This window comes from Pseudoalteromonas sp. S3260, from assembly GCF_005886925.1.
GTDB lineage: Bacteria > Pseudomonadota > Gammaproteobacteria > Enterobacterales > Alteromonadaceae > Pseudoalteromonas > Pseudoalteromonas tetraodonis.
Map to the genome: position 1 here is coordinate 18,647 of NZ_PNCV01000086.1, position 24,012 is coordinate 42,658.

Here is a 24,012-nt window from a genome sequence, read left to right on the forward strand (position 1 = left end):
TTTTAAAGGGGTTTGAATTATGAAAATTAAACGTTTTTTTGCTAAAGACATGCGCACTGCACTAAAAGAAGTCAAAGAAGAGTTGGGTGTTGATGCGGTTATTATGTCAAATAAAAAACTAGCTAATGGCGTTGAAATTGTTGCTGCAGTTGATTACGACAAAGCAGCGACAAAACCGCCAGAGCAGACTCAAAGCCAACCTGCTGCAAGCGCTTCATTTGCACATACTGAGCAAAGCTCACATAATTTTGTTAAACCAGAACCACAACGTGCTCAACCTAAGCCACAAGCAAAGGTAGCTGATAGTTTACAAGCTTTATTAGAACGTCAATCTCCCCGTCCTCGTTCAGCAGAGCTTGCGTCAATGTTTTCACACTCTGGCATTGACACTTCTGGTCACTATCAAGAACAAGAGCCTGTGCAATCTCGACCTAAAAATATGTTTGAGCGTGAACCAAGCGCACCTGCACGTCCTCGTACTCAAGCTGATAGCTTGGGTTTTGATGATTTAGACAGTGGTTTTGACGATTTAGACTCACCGAGTGCACCTCGTCAGCAAACTATGCAAAACGAGTCGAGTGATATAAGCACTATGCGCGAAGAAATGAACGCAATTCGTCAATTACTAGAACATCAAGTATCAGGTTTAATGCAACAAGATATGGCACGTCGCGATCCAACCCGTGCATGCATGATTGACCGTTTAGTGGGTATGGGGATAGATAAAGAGGTTGCTGAGCAAATGGCATGCTTTGTACCCGACGATGTATCTCGCCAACAAGGTTGGAAAGCCTTATTGAATATGGTTGAAGATCAAATGCAAACCACTAACAACGAAATTCTTCGCCAAGGTGGTGTTTATGCACTAGTAGGCCCAACAGGGGTAGGTAAAACCACCACAGTTGCAAAACTGGCAGCATTGGGTGCACAAAAATACGGTGCCGATAAAGTAGCGCTTATTACGACTGATACCTACCGTATTGGTGCTTATGAGCAGCTAGCAACGTATGGTCGTATTATAGGTTGTGGCGTTAAACAAGTTAAAGATGCAAATGAATTAGCAGAAGTTTTATACCATTTACGAAATAAACGCCTAGTTTTAATTGATACAGCAGGAATGAGTCAGCGAGATTTGCGTTTAACTGAGCAGCTTAATACCTTAATGCGTAATCAGCGTGTAGATATACGTAGTTATTTAGTATTAAGTGCTACAGCACAAATTAACGTATTACAAGAAACAGTAAGGCATTTTAAAAAAGTACAGCTAAGTGGATGTATTTTTACTAAGTTAGATGAGTCATTGAGTTTAGGTGAGATTATTAGTATTGCGATTCAAAATCGTCTCCCAATAGGGTATCTTACTAACGGCCAGCGAGTACCAGAAGATATTAGAGTGGCAAATGCCGAAAAACTAGTAAAAAAAGCTGAGCAATTGTATTTGAAAAGAATAAAAGCACAACAATCACGACACCAATCAGTGGCGTCGAGCACAGTAGAGATGTATGATTAACACAGTTTTAGATCAAGCAAGCGGCCTTCGCAAAATGAGCAACAATAATAACGGCGTAAAAGTTATCGCTGTCACCGGCGGCAAAGGTGGAGTAGGTAAAACAAACGTATCCCTTAACACGGCAATCGCGCTAGGCCAACAAGGCAAACGAGTGCTGGTTTTAGATGCTGATTTAGGGTTAGCTAATTGTGATGTTATGCTTGGACTGCGTGTAGAGCGCAATTTATCTCATGTTTTATCAGGTGAGTGTGAACTTGAAGATATTTTAGTTGAAGGCCCTGCAGGTGTAAAAATAGTACCTGCAACATCGGGTTCGCAAAGTATGGTTGAGTTATCACCCTCAGAGCACGCTGGACTTATTCGTGCATTTAGCGAGCTTAACACTGATTTTGATATTTTAATTGTTGATACCGCTGCGGGTATTTCTGACATGGTATTGAGCTTTTCTCGTGCCGCACAGGATGTGGTTGTGGTGGTATGTGATGAGCCAACATCAATTACCGATGCCTATGCGCTCATTAAAGTACTGAGCCGTGAGCACGGCGTATACAAATTTAAAATTGTTGCCAACATGGTGCGTAGCTTACGTGAAGGGCAGGAATTATTTGCTAAACTTTCAAAAGTAACCGACCGATTTTTAGATATATCAATGGAGCTGGTTGCAACAGTTCCTTATGATGAGAATATGCGCAAATCAACGCGTCGCCAAAAAGTGATAGTTGAAGTTTTTCCAGGATCTCCTGCTGCGATTGCTTTTAAAACACTGGCGACAAAAATTACTAAGTGGCCAACACCTAGTCAAGCCTCGGGTCATTTAGAGTTTTTTATTGAGAAGCTAGTTAGTAAATAATAATAACAATACCGGTGAATAGAGCTATGGGATATCAGTCAACACAGAGTTTAAATATGATTGTTGAAAAGCATGCCTCGTTAGTCAAGAAAGTGGCGTGCCATTTAATTGCTCGTTTACCGGCCAGTGTGCAGCTAGATGATTTAATTCAATCGGGTATGATTGGTTTAATTGAAGCTTCAAAAAACTTTGATGCAAGCAAAGGCGCAAGCTTTGAAACCTTTGCTGGTATTCGTATTCGTGGTGCGATGATAGACGAAATGCGCCGAGGCGATTGGGTTCCACGTTCAGTTCACAGAAAAAGCCGTTTGGTTGCAGAGACTATTGTTGCGCTTGAGAACAGTTTAAACCGTGAACCTAAAGATAGTGAAGTTGCTGAAAAACTTGAAATTTCGCTAAATGAGTACCATCATATTTTAAACGATGTAAATGTAAGCAAAGTGTTAGGCATTGAAGACCTTGGTATAGATGATGATGTGATTACACCTCATAGCCAAGATTTAGCACTAGACAAACCGTTCAATAATGTTAAAAATGAACGGTTTAATGAGTCTTTACTCAGTGCAATAAAGTCGTTACCTGAAAAAGATGCAATGGTGCTTTCTTTGTACTACAACGATGAGATGAATTTAAAAGAAATTGGGCATATACTCGATGTAAGTGAATCGCGTGTAAGTCAGATACATGGTCAGGCGATGATTAAGCTTAAAGCAAAAATCAATGACTGGATAAACTAGAAGTAAGTAAATAAAGGTTCAGGCCTCACTGGAGGATGTTTTGGATAAAAACATTAAAATTCTTGTTGTTGATGATTTCTCAACAATGAGACGTATTATTAAAAACCTGTTGCGCGATTTAGGTTTTACCAATGTTCAAGAAGCAGATGACGGCTCAACTGCTTTGCCTATGTTGCAAAATCAAGCGTTTGATTTTGTTGTAACAGATTGGAATATGCCAGGCATGCAAGGTATTGATCTTTTAAGGGCAATTCGAGCTGATGAAAAATTAAAGCATATTCCTGTTTTAATGGTTACAGCAGAAGCTAAAAAAGAACAAATAATTGCTGCGGCCCAAGCAGGTGTTAATGGCTATATTGTTAAACCATTTACTGCAGGTACATTGAAAACTAAATTAGAAAAAGTGTTCGAACGCTTAGGTTAATGAGAGGGAGAGGCTTATGTCAGCACCTGCTGCGCCTCAGATTACTTTAGAACAAGCTCGCCAGTTAGTGGTTTTTTTAGAAAATGGTGAGCAAGATAAAGCGAATCAGTTAATTTTAGAAACAGCTTCACAAGAGCAATCACAGCTATTTGCTGAGGTGGGTAAGTTGACGCGTCAACTGCACGAAGCTTTAAAGAGTTTCGAGTTAGACACGCGTTTAACAGACATTACCACTGATGCCATCCCTGACGCAAAAAAACGCCTTAACTATGTCATGGAAATGACAGAAAACGCAGCCAATAAGACAATGGATGCGGTTGAAGCAAGCTTACCATTAGCACAAGAAATCGCTGACGAAATAGCTGATATCAAGCCAACGTGGGATCGCTTAATGAACCGCGAAATAGAGCTTGGTGAGTTTAAATCACTTTGTCATAGTATTGATAAGTTTATGAACAGCTCTCATCATAAAACTGATGAGTTGCAAATGTTGATGACCAATGTATTGATGGCTCAAGACTATCAAGATTTAACTGGTCAGGTTATTCGTCGTGTTATTGAACTTGTGCGTGAAGTTGAAGAAAGCTTAATCCACTTGTTAACTGCATTTGCAGCACAAGGTGAAGTTGAGCCAGCACAACTGACCGAACAACCAGAAGAAACAGAAGATTCCATTGTTGCACAAACACTAGCAGGCCCAGAAGGGCCTATTATTGATAAAGAATCGCGTAATGATGTTGTATCTGATCAAGATGAAGTTGATGATCTATTATCAAGTTTGGGCTTCTAATAGGAGAGTGCTGCATGAGCTTTGAAGTCGATGAAGATATTTTACAAGACTTTTTAGTAGAGGCCGGAGAAATCCTTGAGCTTTTATCTGAACAGTTAGTAGAACTGGAAAACAACCCAGGTGATACTGAACTACTAAACGCAATATTTCGTGGTTTCCACACTGTAAAAGGTGGCGCCGGCTTTTTGGCAATGACAGAGCTTGTTGATGCATGTCATGGTGCTGAAAACGTGTTTGATTTATTGCGCCAAGGTGTAAGAACAGTTAACTCTGAATTAATGGATGTAATTTTACAAGCACTCGACACCATTAATGAAATGTTTGCCACAATTAAAAATCGTGACCAACCAGAACCTGCTGATCCAGAGTTACTTGCAGTCCTTCATAAACTTGGACAACCACCGACGGCAGAAGAGCTTGCTGGCGATTCTGTAGTTGAAGACACAGCCCCTGTTGAAACTCCCTCGGTAGAACCTGAACCTGTAGCTGAGCAGCCAAGCAATGATGCGGAAGAAGATCCGTTTGCTTTTGATGAATTATTTAGCGGCCCAGATAGCAGTAGCTCAGACTCTCAGATTGATGAAATAACTGAAGATGAATTCGAAAGCTTACTTGATGAGTTACATGGTAAAGGTCAAGCTCCACAAGAAGAACAGTCCTCATCAAGTGATAATGATGTCAGTGGCGATATAACTGACGATGAATTTGATAGCTTATTAGATGAGCTTCATGGTGTTGGTAGTTTTGGCGAAGTCACTCAAAACGCCCCAAGCACACCACAGCAAGCACCATCGGCTCCTGTGGCTTCACCAAGTAACGAGCAAAGCGCGAGCGATGATGAAATAAGTGACGATGAATTTGAAGCTTTGCTAGATGAACTTCATGGCAAAGGTGCACCTAAATCGTTAGAAACATCGGCTCCAGAAAGTAAACCAGAACCAGTGGCAGCTAAAAAGCCAGAACCAGTTGCTGCAGCTAAGCCACAGCCTAAACCAGAGCCAGCTAAGCCTGCTCCTGCGGCACAAGCAGCTAAGGCAGCGCCGCCTAAAAAAGCAGCGCCTCCACCGGCGGAGACAACAGTACGTGTTGATACCAAACGTTTAGACCAAATAATGAACATGGTTGGTGAATTGGTACTTGTGCGAAATCGTTTGGTAAGCTTGGCAACAAACTCTGACAGCGAGGCTATGGGTAAAGCTATTTCTAATTTAGATGTAGTGACTGCTGATATCCAAGGTGCGGTAATGCAAACACGAATGCAGCCAATTAAAAAAGTGTTTGGCCGTTTCCCCCGTGTAGTACGAGATTTAGCACGAACGCTGCAAAAAGATATTAATTTATTACTTGTTGGTGAAGACACCGATTTAGATAAAAATTTAGTGGAAGCATTGGCAGATCCACTCGTGCATTTAGTGCGCAACTCAGTGGATCATGGTATTGAAATGCCAGATGTTCGTGAAGCATCGGGTAAACCTAGAACCGGTACTGTTACTTTATCAGCGTCTCAGCAAGGCGACCATATCCTGCTTACCATCCAAGATGATGGTGCCGGTATGGATGCTGAAAAGCTTAAAAAGATTGCGATTAGTAAAGGGGTGCTTGATCACGACCAAGCGAGTCGTCTTTCTGATACTGAAGCGTATAACCTTATTTTTGCACCTGGTTTTTCAACTAAAGAAGAGATCTCAGATATTTCTGGCCGTGGTGTTGGTATGGATGTGGTTAAAACAAAAATCACTCAGCTCAATGGCTCGGTTAACATAAAATCAGAAATGGGCGTAGGGACTACTTTAGAGATTAAAGTACCACTGACACTGGCAATACTGCCTACCTTAATGGTAGTGGTAGGCGAACAAACCTTTGCGTTGCCGCTGGCGGGTGTAAGTGAAATATTCCACTTAGATTTAACAAAAACTAATGTGGTTGATGGCCAGCTAACGATTATTGTTCGTAAAAAATCGATTCCGTTATTCTACCTTGAACATTGGCTCATAAAAGGGGCCGATAGAGGTCAGCGAAAAGCACAAGGTCATGTGGTTATTGTACAAATAGGAACTCAAAAAGTGGGTTTCGTTGTTGACTCGCTTATTGGTCAAGAGGAAGTGGTAATTAAGCCTTTAGACGCATTACTTCAAGGTACGCCTGGTATGGCAGGTGCAACAATCACCTCTGATGGCGGCATTGCACTGATATTAGATGTGCCAAGTATGTTAAAGCATTACGCTGGATAATTAAAAGTAGGCATATATTTTATGCCTACCCATTCATTGAATAAGAGAGCGAAATGGCTGTTAAAGTTTTAGTAGTTGATGATTCAAGCTTTTTTCGCCGCAGAGTGAGTGAAATTCTTGAACAAGACAGCGGCATTGAAGTTATTGGTTTCGCTGTAAATGGTCGAGAAGCTGTCGATAAAACAGCTCAATTACGACCTGACGTGATCACCATGGATGTTGAAATGCCGGTGCTTGATGGTATTAGTGCTGTGAAAGAGATCATGGCGAGTAACCCAACTCCTATTTTAATGTTCTCCTCGTTAACACGCGCAGGCGCATCTGCCACCTTAGATGCACTTGATGCCGGCGCGATGGACTTTTTACCGAAAAAGTTTGAAGATATTGCTCGTAATAACGATGATGCAATTAAGTTATTGCAAAATAAGGTTAAGGAAATGGGCCGCCAGCGTATTGGAAGAATTACGAGAACGGCCCCATCTCCAAGTATTAGTAAACCAGCGTCAAACAGCTCTGAGCGCTTTTCTAACCTTGCTAAAAAGCCGATAGTTCAACCTGATCGTAGCTTTAATAATGCGAGTCCTGCACCTACTAGCAGCAGTGCCTCAGCGCGTGCCAGTGGTAAGCAGTATCAGTTAGTTGCTATTGGTACATCCACAGGTGGGCCGGTTGCACTGCAAACTATTTTGACGCAATTACCTGCTAATTTTCCACACCCTATTTTACTTATACAGCATATGCCTGCTGCATTTACCCCGGCCTTTGCTACTCGCTTAGATGGCTTGTGTAAGATTAAGGTAAAAGAAGCGCAGCAAGGTGATAGATTGCAACCTGGGTGCGCTTATTTAGCGCCAGGTGGCCAGCAAATGATGGTAGAAGGACGTGCCTCTAATAGAACCCTTCGTGTGTTTGAAGATAAAAATGAACGAGTAAACTATAAACCAAGTGTTGATATTACCTTTGCCAGTGCGGCCAAAGCGTATCAAGGAGATGTACTTGCCATTATTTTGACAGGCATGGGTGCAGATGGTCGTGATGGTGCTCGCATGCTTAAGCAAACTGGCGCTACAATTTGGGCTCAGGATGAAAAAAGCTGTGTTGTCTATGGTATGCCTCAGGCGATAGCCAGTGCAGGTTTAGCAAGCGAAAGCATTAGCCTTCATGATGTGGCTGCACGCTTAAAAAGAGAGGTTGGCTGTGGATAAGCTTTCTGTTTTAGGATTACTGGTTGCATTAGGTGCTATTGCAATCGGTTATTCTTTAGAGGGAGGTGTGGTATCTGCGCTGTTTAATGGGCCTGCACTAATTATTGTATTAGGTGGTACATTAGGTGCGGTGATGCTACAAACATCAGCCAATACATTTAAAAAAATGCTTAGTATTACTCATTGGGTTTTTGTTACCGACGACCATGATATTGAAGATGCTATTGAGCAAGTAAAACGTTGGTCGCATAAAGCCCGTCAAGAAGGGTATTTAGCATTAGAAAACGAAGCACTTGCGCATTCAGATCCCTATGCCGCCAAAGGACTGAGTTTATTAGTTGATGGCTGTTCAGAGCAAAAACTACGCGATACCCTCGAGATTGACTTATTACTTGAGCGAGAACGATTACTTGAGGCTAGCCGGGTATATGAAGCAATGGGTGGGTATAGCCCAACTATTGGTATTTTAGGTGCGGTACTTGGGCTTATTCAAGCCATGTCATTTATTAACGATCCTGAGCAGTTAGGAACGGGTATTGCCACCGCGTTCATTGCAACTATATATGGTGTTGGTTTGGCTAATTTATTATTTTTACCTATGGCCAATAAGCTAAAGCAACGGGTTGAACAAAAGATGCTTTATCACGAAATGTTAGCGGAAGGTGTAATTGCTATTAGCCAAGGTGAGAGCCCTATTAATATTGAACTAAAGCTTGAAGCCTACCGCGTTGAACGTCCAATTTTACAGGCCCATTAGCGCCTATGTTACGCCGTCGCTTACGTCATCACCAATTAAAGAGCCAACATACTGAGCGTTGGTTAGTTTCTTATGCGGATTATATGACCATAATGTTTGCATTTTTTGTTGTATTGTATGCAATTGCGATAAACAAAGAAGACAACATCAAGGTTTTATCTGATTCTCTTGAGCATGTTTTTGATAAGTCTGCAAAACAATATTCTCAGCAGGGTAACGGGGTAAATGGTGATGCTTTATTGCTTGAAAGGGTGACCCCTGAGGCTGAAATACTCTATGGCGAAAGTATTCAAGAGCAAGAGCAAGGCCCAATGTTACTCGATGGTCAAAGTGACAATAGCAATATTAGTCAACGCCACTTAGGTAAGCCGCTGGATAGTTTATTGGCTAAATTACAATCGTCGCTGATTGATGAGATAAGCAGTGGCGAGGCTAGCTTAGAACTAAGCCAAGACTGGTTGGTTATTGAGCTCAATTCCGGATTGTTGTTTGCCAGTGGTAGTGCTGTTGCACATAACAAGGCCAAAGAGATTGTAAAAAAAATTGAAGCAATCATCGCATCAGTCGATAACTATATAAGAGTACGCGGGTATACAGATAACGAAACCATACGAAATGAAATATTTCGTTCTAATTGGGAGTTATCAGTGGCGCGTGCAACCTCAATATTGGTTGAGCTAGAGCGTTTGGGCATTGAATCCGCGCGCATGGCCATTGAGGGGTATGGCCAATACTCGCCCTTTGCCGATAATAATACCGAAGCTGGGCGTGCTGAAAACCGTAAAGTCGTGATTGCACTTTCTAAATATGGTTTAGCACCAGAGCCCTCTGATGAACAAACGAAATCATCAATTTCAGTATCAGAGCAAAGTCAGCCAGAAATTGAGCTACCTGCCCAAGACGATACAATAAAAATAATTCGTTTAGAGCATGGTGGCATCCGTGTTACCACGCGCAACGAACAGTAATTAGGATGTAATGTGAAAGTTTGGACAGTAGCCAATCAAAAAGGGGGAGTAGGCAAAACCACTACAGCGGTTAGCCTTGCAGGGATCCTTGCGCTTCAAGGCAAGCGCGTGTTATTGATTGATACAGATCCTCATGCTTCACTAACCTATTACTTTGGTATTGATTCAGAAGATTTAGAGGTCAGTGTTTACGATATTTTTACTCGCGGCTCGAGTATGAAAAGTGAAGAAATACTGCAAGCATTATGCCCCTCAACAATTGAAAACCTAGATATTTTACCTGCAACTATGGCGATCGCGACACTTGACCGTAGCATGGGTAATAAAACGGGAATGGGCCTGATTTTAAAAAAAACACTGGCTAAAATTAGCGAGTATTACGATTACGCAATTTTAGATTGCCCACCTGTTTTAGGTGTGCTGATGGTCAATGCGCTTGCCGCCTGTGAAAGAGTGTTAGTGCCGGTGCAAACTGAGTTCTTGGCGCTTAAAGGGCTCGATAGAATGATGCGTACTATGGAATTAATGCAAACCTCTCAAGCGAAAAGCTATGAATATACTATAATTCCAACTATGTATGATAAACGAACCAAAGCATCGCTTGAGGCCTATAAAACACTACAAGAAACGTATAAAGAAAAAGTATGGCCAGGCGTTATTCCAGTTGATACTAAATTTAGAGATGCAAGTTTAGCGCAAAAAGTACCGGTAGATTTTTGCCCAAATGCGCGTGGAGTCTATGCTTATAAAGCATTACTTAAATATTTAATAAAACAAGGTTAATAAATGAGTAAGCAATTATTTGCTAATGAAAAAGTAGTCACTCAGTACTTAGGGGCGTTATTATCTGATGACGAACCAACAAAAGACCTTGAGCCTGTTGCTAAACTGCTTGAGCAGGTAACGTATGAAGAGCAAAAAGAACAACCAGTAATAGTTGAGCCTGTTGTTGAAGTTGAAAAGCTTAATAAGCAAGTATCGAATGTAGAAATTGACACTCTCCAAAAGCAACACGTCGTGCCTGAGCAAGAGGTGGCTGTAGGTGGTGAAGCTGACTACTTTGATGGTGAGTTTCAAGCGCTGTTTTTTGAAGTGGCAGGGCTTACTTTAGCGGTGCCGCTAAAAGCCTTAGGTGGTATTCATGAGCTTGGAGAAGTAAATCATTTATTTGGCAAGCCTAAGTGGTTTAAAGGGGTTATGATCAACCGAGAAGAAAAGCTCAATGTTGTTGATACCGCTCGCTGGGTTGTGCCTGAAAAGTACGATGAGCAGTTAGAGGCATCTTTAAATTATCAATACCTCATCACTTTAGGTGATAGCCAATGGGGTTTATTAGCAGAAAAACTAATAAATAACATTACATTGAGTAAAGAAGATGTAAAATGGCGTACAAATAACAGTAAGCGCCCATGGCTTGCTGGAGTAATTAAAGAAAAAATGTGTGCTTTAATAGATGTTAATAATTTAAACGCACTATTAGAGAAAGGCTTAGATAGCCGTCACAAGTAATGACCATTACGAGGTAAGAGCATGAGTGAAGATAAATTACTGTCAGCTAAGAAAAATGCAGATAATAATGATGAGATTTTGCAGTGGGTTACGTTCAAGCTAGAAGATGAAACTTATGGCGTAAATGTAATGCAAGTGCAAGAAATACTGCGTTACACCGAGATTGCTCCTGTACCAGGAGCGCCTTCGTATGTGATTGGTATTATTAACTTACGTGGTAATGTTGTTACCGTTATTGATACTCGCTCTCGTTTTGGTTTACCTGATATTGAAGCGACGGATAATTCACGTATTTTAATTATTGAAGCAGAAGAGCAAGTGATTGGCATTTTAGCCGATAGCGTTTCTGAGGTTGTTTACCTACGTAGCTCTGAAATTGACAGTGCGCCAAATGTAGGTACAGAGGAAAGTGCTAAATTTATTCAAGGTGTATGTAACCGCGACAATGAGTTACTTATTCTGGTTGATTTAAATAAACTACTTAGTGATGACGAATGGGATGAGTTAAGCGATATATAAGCTTCTCTACATAAAACTATGTTATTACTTGGTATTGCTATTGCGGGTTTAGTTTTTGGGCTACTCTCGCTGCTTTTAATTGTGATGTTTAAAAAGCGCTATGCGAGTGAGCTTGGCGCGCAATTACAACAGTTTAAAGATTCATCAGAGCAGATTAATATTTTACGTAGCGAAGTGTCAGAGTTGCGAACCGGTTTACTGAGTATTGGTAAGCGTTTGCTTGAGGTAGAACAACAAAACCAAGAGCTGATACAGCAACAAGCAGCTCAAAAATACGATGACCCCGATGCTAAAATATACTCTCGTGCAGTAAAAATGGTTGAGCTAGGAGCTGATTTAGATGAGGTTATTCGCGAGTGTGAATTACCCCGCGCCGAAGCAGAGCTGTTATTTTCTTTACATAAACAAAAAGGCGCTTAGCGCCTTTTTTGTTTTTATCATATTGGCTCATGCTTTTATATTGAGCTTTCCTTGAAAGTCCCGCCATCCGGGCGGGAATTTCCCTCTTACCACATATGAAAAAGCAATCAGTTCAGCAATAACAAAGTAAAGCTCTTTAGAGATCTCTTCGCCAAGCTCTAATTTCGAAAGTGTATTTGCAAGTGCTTCATCCTGATGGATTAAAATACCTTTATCTTTAGCTAGGGCAATAATTTCATCCGCCAATTCTCCAAACCCTTTAGCGCTTACGGTGGGTGAATTACCCGTTTCGTAGAGCAGTCCAATTGCTGAATTGTTTTTAAATGAATCCGTCATGGCTAAACCTTAATATTTATAATGGCATGCGATTGGTAAAATGCTTGATGGTTGTCATCCGCTCGTTTTAGTTTAAGCTCACCCACTTGTAAGCCCTGTTTTGCTAGTTTTGAGCGTAAATTATCAAGGTGTGGATGAGCCAACGCGCTCACAGCTTGAGTGGACGCTAATAACTGACAATCTAATGCTTTGTCCATCAACTCTGCGGTTATTTGCAGCTTACCTAGTTCAGCATAATCAAAATTTAATCTTACAAACCACACGTTTTTATCCGCTAATTTGTCATTGTTTGGTTTTTTATATTGTCCTAACGATATTTCTGTTTGTGCCGCCTCTGGTGGCAGTTTCATAGGCAATAAAAATTGCACTAAGGCGTTTGTGTCAGGTTGTTGGCTAATAGCAGGCGTTTGTACTTGACTTAATGTATTTTTAATTTGGGTTAATTCACCTGCTAATGCTTGTACTTGTGGTTGCTGTAATTGTTCCAACAATTTATTGGCGCTATTACCCACTTTAAACGTCGGTAATAAAACCTGCAGTAAAGCTTCTAAACCCGTTTGATTATTAATACTCACCGCACTTGGATTTTGGTTAATGATAGGCGCGGCTAAAATGCTTAATGAAAGCTGTTCAACACCTCTATTAAACGAGCTTTGTAAGATGTCGCTTTGAAGTTGTGTGGGCTTTATGGTGCTGAGTATTTCGCGCTGTATGGTTGCTGGGTGCAAATTACTATCTGACAACATGCGATTAAAAGCCTGATTAACTAAACGGTTTAAATCGGTTCCTTGATCAGTCAGTTTGCTTGTAATGGTATTAAGTTGGCTGCTTACTATTTGGTTGGTCGCATCTTTTTGTTCTATTGAGGTGTTTGGACTGTGTTTTAAAACCGTCGCTAATAAGAGTTTTTCTAAAGGCTGTAAGCTCTGGCCAAATGTAGCCGCGTTAGTTGGTGAGGATGAAAAAGGAGTCACTAAAGGAGATAAAGCGTGTGCTGCTAACGGTTGTTGTTGCCACATAGAAACGCTTGATTTTATTTGCTGGGTAAATTGCATTAGGGGCGGCGCTAAATTTGACACGTTTTTTAATTGTGTCATGTCAATTTTTTGCATTGGGGTGAGCCATTTTTGCTGAGCATTGCCTGTAAATTCTGGTTTTTGAGATGAGCTTACCGAGGTCGTAAATGGCTTGCTTTCAAAGTACTTTACCGCATCTAAAATACGTGTTTTAAAATCAGCAAAACTGCTTTTTAACCATGATTGTATGGGACTGTTTATCGTGCTGAGCGGATGCTGTTTACTTGGCGAGGGATTAATTAGGCCTTGCGACTGTTGCAAAGAGAGCATCTCATTAAACGGTTTACTAAATGAGTTTTTAAGGCTCACAGTCATAGTGTGGTAAGCGGTTTTGATCAGTAATTTATCTGCTTGGTGGGTAATGTTTACCTTAGTCGGGATGGTAGGTAGTTCACTTAATTGTCGATGACTTAGGTTAATAGTTAATGAGTCTTTAAAAGAGTTTGGGCTTAATACAGCAAACTTAGGCATAGCATGAAGTTGAGCAGAGGTTAAATTACTGGCAAGCAACTGTGTTAGTTTGGCTTGGTTTAGTGGCTGTGAATGTACTATATCAGCAAAACGGTTAATAATATTAAGTCGTGTACCTTTGCTATCCGTTTCAATCATCCCCTTTATTAAAGGCTCATCTGCGAGTAATTGTGCAACGTGTTTATTAATAGCAATACTGGCATTAAATTTTTCAATGACCAACTTTGGTGTGGGTTGTAATACCACCTGAAGTGATAGTGGACTGTTTTGAATATCACTTTGGGTGTTTATAAAATTTAAAAATCGTTGCAACTGAGCCGGTTGTTTAATTGTTAACGTTGTATTGTTAGGGATGATGGTTAAGCTTTTACCATCTGCACTTAACTGTATGTTAGCACTTGCTATTTTTTCAACGTTTGTGAATGTCTCAGTTGTCCCAAGGCGAATCGTTTGCCAATGCTTATTCATAAACACATCAAGCGTCACTGAATCTTTAGAAAACTGAATGTTTTTTGCTGCTAGTACTTCAGGCGGCAGTATTGGTAACGCAGTTTTACCCGAATCGGTTGTTTGATTACTAACCTGTGGGTTAGTCACTGTAATGTGCGTTGGTGTATTCATTATTTTATATCAAGTTTTCTTTATTTTAAGTAAATCGATTCTAAAGCAATATTCGTATTACCCTATCATTATGGTAGACTTACGGCTAATTTTTGGCAGAGAGAATCGTCATCTTGTTACACATTAAGTCCGTTACTTGTATCAAGCAAGAGCGTTGTTTGTTTGATGAACTTAATTTTAGCCTTAAAAGCGGTCAAATCATGCAGTTAGCTGGCCCTAATGGGGCTGGTAAAACATCATTACTGCGCATTATTGCTGGTTTTTCGCTGCCGGATGAAGGTGATATTTTATACCTAAATCAATCTATCAAAAAATATTATGACGAATATGCCAGAGACTTATTATTTATAGGCCATAAAACCGGTGTTAACGTACAACTTAGTGCACTTGAAAATGTAGCACATTGGTTGGCTATTAATGGTTATGTTGATACTCCTGACTTATACCCTTTATTAAGTAAGTTAGGTTTAGTGGGGCTGGAAGATGTGCCTGTAAGAATGTTATCTGCGGGTCAACAGCGGCGGGTGGCACTCGTTCGATTATGGTTATCTGAAGCGAAGTTATGGATTTTAGATGAACCTTTCACGGCGCTAGATAAAAGCGGGGTTGCCTTTTTACAGCAACGTTTTACTGAGCACTTATCAAAGGGGGGCGCTATTTTGTTAACAACACACCAAGATTTAACCACCCACTTTAGTGACTTACAAACGTTGACTTTGGAGTACCGCCACTAATGATACGACAGCATTCATATTGGCAGTTATTTGTCGCGGTATTTAGCAAAGACGTTAAGCTCGCTTTTCGTCAGCGCGCTGAAATAGTTAATCCTATCTTGTTTTTTTTAATTGTTATCTCGTTGTTTCCATTAGCCATAGGGCCTGAGCCAGGCTTGTTATCAAGGATGGCACCGGGCATTATTTGGGTTGCGGCTTTATTATCGACCATGCTTGGCCTTGATAAACTGTTTAGAGATGATTACCACGACGGCTCTTTGGAGCAGCTCATTGCTTCGTCATACCCATTATCATTAACGGTACTGGGCAAAGTAGCCGCACACTGGGTGATCACCGGCCTCCCGTTAGTGCTAATGACTCCTTTATTTGCTTTACTACTAAATTTAGATACGACGGCCCTAATGGCTACGTTATTAACGCTATTATTGGGTACGCCTTTATTGAGCTTCATAGGCGCAATAGGGGCGGGCTTGACTGTGGGATTACAAAAAGGCGGCATTTTAATGAGTCTGCTCGTTTTGCCTTTATATATTCCGGTTTTAATTTTTGCAACTTCCGCTATTGATACCAGCACTATGTCGCTGGATTACAGTGGTCAGCTTGCAATCCTTGGTGCGATGTTAGTCGTTGCGACTATCAGTGCGCCAATTGCCATATCATCAGCATTAAAAGTGAGTGTAAGTTAATATGTGGAAGTGGTTACATCCGTATGCGAAAGCAGAGCGAGCATATCAATTATGCAATACTCTACTGCCATATTTTGCAGTAGTAACGGTTATTAGTATGGTTGTTGGTTGGATATGGGGATTAGGTTTTGCTCCTGCCGATTACCAACAAAAAGACAGTTACCGTATTATTTTTATTCACGTGCCCTCCGCTATTTTATCTATGGGCGCCTATTCATCAATGGCGATTGCAGCCATTGTTGCGCTTGTATGGCAATTACGCAATGCAGAGCTTGCGGTGATTGCAATAGCACCCGTAGGTGCCTGCATGACCGCAATAGCCTTAATCACCGGTGCTGCGTGGGGTAAACCTATGTGGGGTGCTTGGTGGGTATGGGATGCACGACTGACCTCTGAACTCATTTTGTTATTTTTATATCTAGGGGTGTTGTCTTTGTACCATGCCTTTGAAGATAAAAAATCAGCCGGTCGCGCCGCGTCTATTTTAGCTATTGTTGGGGTTATTAACTTGCCTATCATTCACTTTTCGGTGGAATGGTGGAATACCCTGCATCAAGGGGCAAGCATCACTAAGTTTAACCGTGACGCGGTAGATCCAAGTATGTTTTGGCCGTTAATGATTAATATTTTAGCCTTTGCCGCGTTTGTTGGTACTGTGACTTTAATTCGTCTTAAAAATGAAATTTTACACCGTGAAAAGCACCGCCCATGGGTGCGACAGTTGTTAACTAAGGGGTAATTATGCAGTTTGACTCGTTTTCAGATTTTATTGCAATGGGAGGCTATGGCTTTTATGTATGGCTTTCTTTTGGTACATGCGCATTAATTTTATTAGGCATTTTATTTAGCTCGTTACGCGACAAAAAACAAATTTTAGCGTCGGTAGAGCAGCAAATTGCGCGTGAAACTCGAATTAAAAATTCTAAGCAGGAGCAAACCTCGTGAACCCTAGACGTAAAAAACGCCTTTTGGTTATTATTGCCGTACTCTTTGGTATTGGTGGATCAATTGGTTTAGTGTTGTACGCCTTACAAGAAAACATTAATTTGTTTTACACCCCCAGTGAATTAATTGATGGTAAAGGCCCGAATAAAGAAAAGCCTCATATAGGACAAAAGCTCCGCATTGGCGGTATGGTTGTCCCTGGTACAGTGCAAAGAAATGAGCAAAGCTTACAGGTAAGCTTTAAGTTGATTGATACTGGCCCATTGGTCACGGTGCGTTATCAAGGAATTTTGCCTGATCTATTTCGTGAAGGGCAAGGAATTGTTGCACAAGGTGTGCTAGTTGAACCTAACGTCATTGAAGCGTTTGAAGTACTGGCTAAACATGATGAAGAATATATGCCAGCCGAGGTTGCCGAGGCAGTAAAAGGAATTAAGCACGAGAAACCAAAATACAATTTAGATAGTGGGAGCTAATATGATCCCAGAACTTGGTTATTTTTCCCTAACATTGGCCATGGTACTGAGTATTCTGTTGTGTATTTTCCCACTTTGGGGTGCACACACAGGAAACCTTCGTTTGATGCGCGCTGCGCCATCACTTGCTATTGGTCAGTTTGCATTTGTTGCTTTGTCTTTTGCTGCGCTTATTTATGCCAGCTTAACTGATGATTTTACCGTATCTTATGTAGCGTATCACTCAAGTAGCACCTTGCCTTGGTATTATAAAATAACCTCAACATGGGGTGGCCATGAAGGCGCTATTTTACTGTGGTTATTAATGCAGGCCGGTTGGACCGCCGTTGTTGCTGTGCGTTCAAAGTCACTGCCTTGGGTACTTCGTGCTCGCGTATTAGGTGTGCTTGGCTTTTTAGGTGTCGGATTTATGATGTACACCTTGCTACTTTCAAGTCCGTTTGAACGTTTACTGCCCTATTTCCCTGTTGAGGGACGCGATTTAAATCCATTATTACAAGACCCAGGGATGATCATTCACCCTCCATTACTTTATATGGGGTATGTCGGTCTTTCTGTTGCTTTTGCCTTTGCTATTGCCGCGTTGTTAACCGGCAAGCTTGATAACACCTGGGCAAAATGGTCACGCCCATGGACAATGACGGCATGGGGCTTTTTAACCTTAGGTATCACCATAGGTAGTTGGTGGGCCTATTCAGAGCTAGGCTGGGGCGGCTGGTGGTTCTGGGATCCTGTTGAAAATGCATCACTCATGCCATGGTTAGTCGCAACCGCGTTACTGCACTCTTTAAGTGTGACTGAAAAACGTGGCGTATTTAAATCATGGACAGTGTTACTGGCTATTGCGGCATTTTCATTAAGTTTACTAGGCACCTTTATCGTTCGCTCAGGAATTATTGTTTCGGTGCATGCCTTTGCAACAGACCCTGATCGTGGCTTATTTATTCTTGGCTTTTTGGCCGTAGTTGTTGGCGGCGGTTTAGCGTTATATGGCTTGCGTGTCTCACAAGTTAAAAGTGAAGGGCGTTATAAATTTGTATCGCGTGAAGTGGCACTTTGGTTAAACAATATTTTCTTAGTGGTTGCTACGTTAATTGTACTGTTAGGTACATTATTACCTATGGTGCACAAGGAAATGGGGCTAGGCAGTATTTCAATTGGCGAACCTTTCTTTAATAAAATGTTTGCTATTTTACTGGTGCCATTTGCTATTTTAATGGGCATTGGGCCTTTCCTGCGTTGGAAGCAAAATAAGTGGGCCTTTTTACAAAATAAAATATTTGTAGGCGCATTAGTCAGTATTATCATTACCTGTGCGTGGTTATTTAGTAGCTATGAGGTAGTGACTCCATTAACACTTTTAGCAACCACGCTAGGTGTATGGATATTTGTTGCCACTTTTATTGATTTATATACCAAAGCAGCGGTTCATGGCTCGCTTAAACTCGGTATAAAGCGCTTAGGTTTAAGCTATTGGGCAATGGTGCTGGGGCATGTTGGTTTAGCCTTTGTTATAGCGGGCATTACACTCACCTCGGCGTATTCAGTTGAGCGTGATGTATCAATGAAGCCTGGTGATAGCGTACAGCTAAATCAGTATCAATACCGCTTTGAAGGTGTGAAGACTATTCGTGGTGCAAACTACAGTGGTCATGCAGGTGTCGTGACGGTATTAAAAGGGAATGACACTGTAACGCGTTTATATGCAGAAAAGCGTCGTTACGATATTGGTATGCAATTTATGACCGAAGCCGCTATTGATGCCGGATTCACTCGTGATTTATATCTTGCGCTTGGTGAGCAACTAAGTGAAGGGGCATGGTCATTACGTATTTACCATAAGCCGTTTGTACGTTGGATGTGGATTGGCGGTATTCTGATCTCACTCGCTGGTTTTGTGATTTTATTCGATAAGCGCTATCGCGCCTCACCGCGAAAAGATGAAATAGAGGGGGCAGTATGAACCGTAAACTTATCGCAATTGCCCCTTTATTAATTTTTATCTTTATCTGTGTGTTTTTATACCAAGGGTTGTTTGCCAACCCGCGGGAAATACAAACAGGGCGAATTGGTCAAACGGTGCCTGCGTTTAATTTACCTGATTTAATGCAAGACGATAAACGTTGGACTGATGAGCAGCTAAAGGGTGACGTGTATTTGCTAAACGTTTGGGGCACATGGTGTCCGACGTGTTTAGCTGAGCTTGGCTATTTAACTAAGCTACGCGAGCAAGGGGTTAAAATTATCGGCTTGTATTATGTACAAAGTTACGACGCCGATTTTGATGGCCCATTTGATATGCAAGCGCTGCGTGATGATGTGAGTAATATGCTTTCACGTGCGGGCGACCCTTATCAATTTAATATTTTAGATTTAGAACGTTCATTGTCTTTAGATTTAGGGGTGTCCGGTGCACCAGAGACATTTTTAGTAGATAAAAATGGCACCATTTTGTTACATCACACTGGTGATATAAACCCTCGAGTTTGGCGTGCTAAGTTTGCGCCTATTATGCAGGAGCTGCAGCCATGAGATTGTTTTTATTAACCCTTAGCTTGTTTGTTAGTGTAGCTGCGTTTGCTCAGCAAGACCGTTATCAATTTGATAGCAACGAGCAAGCTGTTCGCTTTGAAGAGCTAACAAAAGAATTACGTTGCCCGAAGTGTCAAAATCAGAATATTGCTGACTCTGATGCTGTTGTCGCAAAAGACTTGCGCGAGCGAGTGCTGGCGTTGGTAAAAGATGGCAAAACCAAAGATGAAGTTATTGATTACATGATTGATCGATATGGCTATTTTGTTCATTACGATCCACCGGTAACACCTGCCACGTTAATACTGTGGGTACTTCCGGTACTCATCGTAATAATTGGGTTTGGCTTTATTGTGATTCGCCAACGTAAAGCGTCGGTAAAACAAACTTGGAGTGACGCTGATGAAGTGATGCTCAATAAGCTGATTAAACAAAATAAACATCAGGAGCAAAGTTAAATGATTTTAATGTGGGCGTCTTTTGCTTTACTCACACTCATTGCATTGCTGTTTATTATTGTGCCTTTTTTAAAAAAAGAGCGCATAGTAACCATCACCCACAACGCCAATGCACAGCTTATCAGCATTTATGAACAGCGTTTAGTTGAATTACAGGCAGATTTAGATAATCAACGTATAGACTCGCAAAATCACAGCGAAGCTATTATTGAATTAAAACGCCGTTTACTTAATGAATTATCGCCGGAGAAGTCACTAAATAGCCGTGGTGACAATCGTATATTTGCTTTAACAGGGGCGTCGTTTTTAATTGCATTAGCAGGTATTTTTTATGCAATGACAGGCAGCCAGCAACAAATTGCAGCTTGGCATGATGCAATGGATAACTTGGCCGATTATGGTCAGCGCGCCGTAATGCAAAAGGGCGAGCCATTAACTAAAAATGAGTTACAAGCGTTTGCCCTAGCACTGCGTACTAAGTTAAGCCAAAGCGGTGATGATGAAGTCGCTTGGATGTTGTTAGGGCGTGTTGCTTTAATGCTAAATGAATTTGATATGGCGAAACAGTCATTTGATAAAACATTAAAAATAAACCCTGATAATATGCAGGCGCTTGTTAGCTACTCTCAGGTGCTATTACTTGAGGGCAGTGAAGAGAACATGACTCGTGCAGCGGGTATGCTTTCTAAAGTACTGCAAGCTCAACCAAATAACCTTGATGCGATTTCGTTACTTGCACTGATCGCCTTTGAGAGAAAAGACTGGCTACAGGCAAAGGCAGCGTTTGAGGTGTTACTTGCAAGTATGGATGAGTCTGATACGCGCTATGCTATGATCAACCAACGTATTAGCGAAATCGATCTACAAATTGCTCAGCAAAACGTGGCAACCAGTGGCGATCAGTTAGCGGCTCAAAGTATTCAAGTTACCGTTGATATCGATAGCCAACTTGCAGACAAACAGCCCAATAACGGTATTTTGTTTGTGTTTGCTAAAGCGGCTAAGGGATCACCGATGCCTTTAGCCGTGGTCAAACTAACAGACTATAGCTTTCCAATTACGGTTGAGCTGAGCGATGCTAATGCCATGATGGCAGGGCTAAACTTATCGAGTGCGAGTGAAATTATCATTTCTGCGCGTATCTCTAATGATGATTCAGTTATGCCAAGCACTGGGGAGCTTGAAGGGCATTCTCAAGTGCTTGCTTCTAAAGAGGTGCGCCAAGTGCAACTGAACATTGATACATTAATACCTTAAGGATTTGAGATGTTAAAACAAGGCTTACTTTTATTATGTTTACTCACGTTATCGGGTTGTGCTCAAGTGCCTGAGAGTAAATATGATGAGCGCGATCCCATACAAAGTGTAAACAGACCTATTTATGACTTTAATATGGACGTACTTGATGCTTATATTTTAAGGCCTGCGGCAGTGGGTTATATAACAGTAACCCCACAGCCTGTGCGTCGAAGTATTGTGCATTTTACCGATAATATTACAGCACCGGTTGATATTATTAATGCGGGTCTGCAAGGAAAGCCAAGCAGTGCCGGAATTAATTTTGCGCGCTTTTTAGTGAATTCTACGGTGGGAGTGTTTGGCTTATTTGACGTTGCAAGTTCGTTAGGGCTTGAAGTAACTGATGAAGATTTTGGCCAAACCTTAGGTGTGTGGGGAGTAGGCGATGGTGCCTATTTAATGATCCCGGCAATGGGGCCATCAACTGCACGTAACTTAACCGGTGATGTTGTTGATAATGTGGTTTTACCTAAAATTGCACTGACTACACCACAAACAATTTTAGTGTTTGCGTTAAAGGCGGTTGAGGCAAGGGCGTCTTTAATGGCTCAAGAGGGTTTATTAAATGATTCATTAGACCCATACCTGTTTGTTAAAGACATTTACTTTCAGCGTCAGTTATATGAACTCTACGATGGCAATCCGCCAATAAAAGAAGAGCCTGAAGATTTTGACGAAGATTTCTTAGAAAGCCTTTGATAAAAATAAAAACGCCAGCAAATGCTGGCGTTTTATTTTTAGTTATTAATTACTAGGGTCTGTTGACCTTTGCGGATTACAATTTGTTCAAACTAGGAGCGGTTTAATCGCGGCGCGAGATTTGTAACCTAGTGGGCTAAGTAAAAACCGAGCAAAGCTTCCGCGTCCTGCTCACGCCCCTTACCTACATCCCTGTCTCTTGATCACAACTTTTCTGTCTGCTGAATTGATATTAACAATTCGGCAGATTCGACCATTTCTGCTAATTTCAACCACCCCTGCCAGAGTGCTTTTACGCCAACTCGACCATTTCTTTTACTGTCATACCACCCTCCCAATTTCGCTAAACTATAGTATAGCCAATGAAGAGACGGTACTTTATCCGGCAACACATCCTTTTCAACCTTTGCCCATAGTAATTTCCACGTCATCTCTTTAACACAAGCTGTACATCTCACTTCTTTGTCTAATTCACTCCTTTGCGCCATATTTTGCAGCTGTAATAACCTGACAGCAATAAACGCTTTAATGATCGCAATTCGTAAAATATTATCACTGTGCTGCAAACGTAAATCTTCTACTTCGGTTCCATCTGTTTTCCATGTTTTATGAAACTCCTCTACACGCCAGCGAAGTTCATAGTATCTTACTAATTTCTGGGCATCTTTTGCTGTGTTTACGGGCTCTGTCGTATATAAAATCCAACATAATGGATTTTTTTGCGTGCTTTCTTTTTCCTGACAGACAATGACATTAACACTCAATGTCGGTGATTCTTGCCCTTGAACTCGCTTAGGCTTGGCGAGTGTTATAGGTTGATAGCTCAATGTAATTCGGGCCTGACGCGCTTTTCTTCCCGCACGTTGCGCTATATTAATAGTGTAACAACACTGACCCTGCGCTGTTTCTATTAACTGGTTGAGATTGCATTGAGGCTCTATTAATTTTCTATTTTCTTTTGCTCTGACTAAAAATCGATGCCCTTCATCTTTTTGGTAAGTCATGTACTCATAAATGTCAGCTTCTCTGTCGCAGATGTTAAGTATATTTGATAATTCACCTGTACGTTTTTTTATATCCATTAATGTTTGTTGCCAGCGATAGCTTTCTTTCTCTTCGTAAGGGCGTTGCTGTTGTTGATCTTTAGTCCCTTTAACCTTTGATTTCCTAAACCAATAGTATTGGTCGAGTAAACCAATAACGTGCTCCGTATCTGCATCAATTGCTAAAGTTGAATGCGCATATAGCGTTCTTGTTTTTGATGGTTTTCCTAATGTATTTGCACAGTTCACATCGCCTAATTCTTTGCAAACACTGTGTTTAAATGTCAATCCTGTCGTATCTTGGATAGCGAGAACCAAAGGCAACTGCTTTACCGCTTCACTCGTTTGTGAGAACCCCGAATCGGCAATCGCTTGAGGGGATATTTTCTCATTTCTAATGAAACGATAAGCGGCTTCAATTTTTGCGGGTGTATCAGAAGCCTTAACAATTGAGCTGTCTGCATTCTCAGCCATATCGCTTGCTAGTAGAGCTAATCGTCGGGTGCGTCTCGGATCTCCTAAATTAGCATTACCAAAAATTAATTGAGCCCATTCTTCAGAAGTGTTTATGTGCATACGATAAATCTATGAGTGATGATGATCGATTAGATCACAGATTTATCGATATTCAAAGACTTGTGTATAAGAGACAGACCTACATCCATGTAGGCAACAAAGAGTAAATCGCTCCTAGACAGAACCCGAAGGGCAGCGCC

The 24,012-nt window shown here is 41.2% G+C and carries 26 protein-coding genes; 23 read left to right on the forward strand and 3 right to left on the reverse strand.

The window, feature by feature from the left end:
* Nucleotides 1-19 precede the first annotated feature (19 nt).
* From flhF to CWC14_RS14465, 13 genes are read left to right on the forward strand one after another with little or no spacing between them, the layout of a single operon-like run.
* On the forward strand, nt 20-1,510 hold the full coding sequence (gene flhF, locus CWC14_RS14405; protein WP_138563540.1) for a flagellar biosynthesis GTPase FlhF: 1,491 nt from the start codon (nt 20-22) through the stop codon (nt 1,508-1,510).
* Nucleotides 1,503-2,360, forward strand: coding sequence for a MinD/ParA family ATP-binding protein (locus tag CWC14_RS14410; protein WP_138563542.1), 858 nt, complete (start codon nt 1,503-1,505; stop codon nt 2,358-2,360). The genes flhF and CWC14_RS14410 overlap by 8 nt, the downstream gene beginning before the upstream one ends.
* Before the next feature lie 26 nt (nt 2,361-2,386).
* Entirely contained in the window at nt 2,387-3,097 is a 711-nt protein-coding gene (locus tag CWC14_RS14415) for an RNA polymerase sigma factor FliA (protein WP_138563544.1), read from the forward strand.
* Nucleotides 3,098-3,137: 40 nt separating this feature from the next.
* Nucleotides 3,138-3,521, forward strand: coding sequence for a chemotaxis response regulator CheY (gene cheY / locus CWC14_RS14420; RefSeq protein WP_008112210.1), 384 nt, complete (start codon nt 3,138-3,140; stop codon nt 3,519-3,521).
* A 16-nt stretch (nt 3,522-3,537) separates the two neighbouring features.
* Nucleotides 3,538-4,311, forward strand: coding sequence for a protein phosphatase CheZ (locus CWC14_RS14425; RefSeq protein WP_054201713.1), 774 nt, complete (start codon nt 3,538-3,540; stop codon nt 4,309-4,311).
* Between the two features lie 14 nt (nt 4,312-4,325).
* Nucleotides 4,326-6,542, forward strand: a complete 2,217-nt coding sequence (locus CWC14_RS14430) for a chemotaxis protein CheA (RefSeq protein WP_138563546.1) — start codon at nt 4,326-4,328, stop codon at nt 6,540-6,542.
* Between the two features lie 53 nt (nt 6,543-6,595).
* A complete protein-coding gene (locus tag CWC14_RS14435) occupies nt 6,596-7,747 on the forward strand; it encodes a protein-glutamate methylesterase/protein-glutamine glutaminase (RefSeq protein WP_138563548.1) in 1,152 nt (383 codons plus the stop codon).
* Complete coding sequence (locus tag CWC14_RS14440) at nt 7,740-8,504, forward strand: flagellar motor protein (protein WP_028833993.1); 765 nt, start codon at nt 7,740-7,742, stop codon at nt 8,502-8,504. Before CWC14_RS14435 ends, CWC14_RS14440 begins: the two co-directional genes overlap by 8 nt.
* Before the next feature lie 5 nt (nt 8,505-8,509).
* A complete protein-coding gene (locus CWC14_RS14445) occupies nt 8,510-9,472 on the forward strand; it encodes a flagellar motor protein MotB (RefSeq protein WP_138563550.1) in 963 nt (320 codons plus the stop codon).
* 12 nt (nt 9,473-9,484) lie between these two features.
* Nucleotides 9,485-10,255, forward strand: a complete 771-nt coding sequence (locus CWC14_RS14450; RefSeq protein WP_008112222.1) for a ParA family protein — start codon at nt 9,485-9,487, stop codon at nt 10,253-10,255.
* Nucleotides 10,256-10,258: 3 nt separating this feature from the next.
* Entirely contained in the window at nt 10,259-10,981 is a 723-nt protein-coding gene (locus CWC14_RS14455) for a chemotaxis protein CheW (RefSeq protein ID WP_138563552.1), read from the forward strand.
* 21 nt (nt 10,982-11,002) lie between these two features.
* Complete coding sequence (locus tag CWC14_RS14460) at nt 11,003-11,500, forward strand: chemotaxis protein CheW (protein WP_008112225.1); 498 nt, start codon at nt 11,003-11,005, stop codon at nt 11,498-11,500.
* 18 nt (nt 11,501-11,518) lie between these two features.
* On the forward strand, nt 11,519-11,920 hold the full coding sequence (locus tag CWC14_RS14465) for a DUF2802 domain-containing protein (RefSeq protein WP_036981774.1): 402 nt from the start codon (nt 11,519-11,521) through the stop codon (nt 11,918-11,920).
* Between the two features lie 27 nt (nt 11,921-11,947).
* On the opposite strand, the gene CWC14_RS14470 is transcribed toward CWC14_RS14465, so the two are convergent.
* Both CWC14_RS14470 and fliK read right to left on the reverse strand, forming a co-directional pair.
* Complete coding sequence (locus CWC14_RS14470) at nt 11,948-12,256, reverse strand: EscU/YscU/HrcU family type III secretion system export apparatus switch protein (RefSeq protein ID WP_138563554.1); 309 nt, start codon at nt 12,254-12,256, stop codon at nt 11,948-11,950.
* A 2-nt stretch (nt 12,257-12,258) separates the two neighbouring features.
* Nucleotides 12,259-14,424 carry a flagellar hook-length control protein FliK gene (fliK, locus tag CWC14_RS14475; protein WP_138563556.1) on the reverse strand — a complete coding sequence of 722 codons (2,166 nt, stop codon included), beginning with the start codon at nt 14,422-14,424 and terminating at the stop codon, nt 12,259-12,261.
* A gap of 113 nt (nt 14,425-14,537) precedes the next feature.
* On the opposite strand from fliK, the gene ccmA reads away from it, so the two are divergent.
* The 10 genes from ccmA to CWC14_RS14525 are packed head-to-tail and all read left to right on the forward strand — an operon-like array spanning nt 14,538 to nt 22,253.
* Nucleotides 14,538-15,158 carry a cytochrome c biogenesis heme-transporting ATPase CcmA gene (gene ccmA / locus CWC14_RS14480; RefSeq protein ID WP_076920609.1) on the forward strand — a complete coding sequence of 207 codons (621 nt, stop codon included), beginning with the start codon at nt 14,538-14,540 and terminating at the stop codon, nt 15,156-15,158.
* Nucleotides 15,158-15,844, forward strand: a complete 687-nt coding sequence (ccmB, locus tag CWC14_RS14485; protein WP_090494420.1) for a heme exporter protein CcmB — start codon at nt 15,158-15,160, stop codon at nt 15,842-15,844. Before ccmA ends, ccmB begins: the two co-directional genes overlap by 1 nt.
* Before the next feature lies 1 nt (nt 15,845).
* Nucleotides 15,846-16,583 (forward strand): heme ABC transporter permease, encoded by a 738-nt coding sequence (locus tag CWC14_RS14490; protein WP_036933067.1) that lies wholly within the window; start codon nt 15,846-15,848, stop codon nt 16,581-16,583.
* A 2-nt stretch (nt 16,584-16,585) separates the two neighbouring features.
* A complete protein-coding gene (gene ccmD, locus CWC14_RS14495; RefSeq protein WP_008112240.1) occupies nt 16,586-16,789 on the forward strand; it encodes a heme exporter protein CcmD in 204 nt (67 codons plus the stop codon).
* On the forward strand, nt 16,786-17,265 hold the full coding sequence (gene ccmE / locus CWC14_RS14500; RefSeq protein WP_008465420.1) for a cytochrome c maturation protein CcmE: 480 nt from the start codon (nt 16,786-16,788) through the stop codon (nt 17,263-17,265). Before ccmD ends, ccmE begins: the two co-directional genes overlap by 4 nt.
* A gap of 1 nt (nt 17,266) precedes the next feature.
* A complete protein-coding gene (locus CWC14_RS14505; RefSeq protein WP_013465538.1) occupies nt 17,267-19,228 on the forward strand; it encodes a heme lyase CcmF/NrfE family subunit in 1,962 nt (653 codons plus the stop codon).
* Nucleotides 19,225-19,797 (forward strand): DsbE family thiol:disulfide interchange protein, encoded by a 573-nt coding sequence (locus tag CWC14_RS14510; protein WP_013465537.1) that lies wholly within the window; start codon nt 19,225-19,227, stop codon nt 19,795-19,797. Before CWC14_RS14505 ends, CWC14_RS14510 begins: the two co-directional genes overlap by 4 nt.
* A complete protein-coding gene (locus tag CWC14_RS14515) occupies nt 19,794-20,255 on the forward strand; it encodes a cytochrome c-type biogenesis protein (RefSeq protein ID WP_013465536.1) in 462 nt (153 codons plus the stop codon). Before CWC14_RS14510 ends, CWC14_RS14515 begins: the two co-directional genes overlap by 4 nt.
* The gene (gene ccmI / locus CWC14_RS14520) at nt 20,256-21,512 is read left to right on the forward strand and encodes a c-type cytochrome biogenesis protein CcmI (protein ID WP_138563558.1); all 1,257 of its coding nucleotides are present in this window, start codon (nt 20,256-20,258) and stop codon (nt 21,510-21,512) included.
* 9 nt (nt 21,513-21,521) lie between these two features.
* Nucleotides 21,522-22,253, forward strand: a complete 732-nt coding sequence (locus tag CWC14_RS14525; RefSeq protein WP_008112252.1) for an MlaA family lipoprotein — start codon at nt 21,522-21,524, stop codon at nt 22,251-22,253.
* A gap of 203 nt (nt 22,254-22,456) precedes the next feature.
* On the opposite strand, the gene CWC14_RS14530 is transcribed toward CWC14_RS14525, so the two are convergent.
* Complete coding sequence (locus CWC14_RS14530; protein WP_138563560.1) at nt 22,457-23,872, reverse strand: IS4 family transposase; 1,416 nt, start codon at nt 23,870-23,872, stop codon at nt 22,457-22,459.
* Nucleotides 23,873-24,012: the final 140 nt, after the last annotated feature.